Below are 615 nucleotides of genomic sequence, written 5' to 3' on the forward strand. Positions count from 1 at the left end.
CCACGGAGTGATTCATGACTGGGGTGAAGTCGTAACAAGGTAGCCCTAGGGGAACCTGGGGCTGGATCACCTCCTTATACGATTTAGAACTTATTTGTTCGTAGTGTCCACACAGATGATTGTTATTGTAAAGAGAACAACACTTATTGTTTTGGGTCTGTAGCTCAGCTGGTTAGAGCGCACCCCTGATAAGGGTGAGGTCGGTAGTTCAAATCTACTCAGACCCACCACTTCTTGTCTAATCAAGAAGATGGTTAAAACAGTAAGTACCAGCATATGTGGGGCTATAGCTCAGCTGGGAGAGCGCCTGCCTTGCACGCAGGAGGTCAGCAGTTCGATCCTGCTTAGCTCCACCACTTTTACTTCTTAAAAATAAATATTCTTTATCGGGCCATTAACCGCCTGAGAATAGAGTGTGTTTAATTTTGAGAGGTTTTTGTATCTCTTGCTCTTTAAAAATTTGGAAAAGCTGATAATAAAATTCTGATAGATACATTGTATTTATCAAGAGTTTTCAAAAGTAAAAAAAGAATGGTAGCAGTACCATTCAGTGCCATTTGATTAACGTTTTACGTTGATTGATTGGTATCTACTTTAGTATTCAATATTAACTTC

2 tRNA genes and 1 rRNA gene are annotated in these 615 nt (G+C 40.0%); all 3 read left to right on the plus strand.

Features of this window, described 5'->3' with window-relative positions:
* A 16S ribosomal RNA gene (locus H5117_RS20405) occupies nt 1-77 on the plus strand; the annotation flags it as partial.
* A gap of 76 nt (nt 78-153) precedes the next feature.
* Nucleotides 154-230: transfer RNA gene (locus tag H5117_RS20410), tRNA-Ile, on the plus strand.
* Between the two features lie 50 nt (nt 231-280).
* Nucleotides 281-356, plus strand: a tRNA-Ala gene (locus tag H5117_RS20415).
* Nucleotides 357-615 lie beyond the last annotated feature (259 nt).

This window comes from Pseudoalteromonas sp. SG45-1, assembly GCF_014164135.1.
Classification (GTDB): Bacteria; Pseudomonadota; Gammaproteobacteria; order Enterobacterales; family Alteromonadaceae; genus Pseudoalteromonas; species Pseudoalteromonas distincta.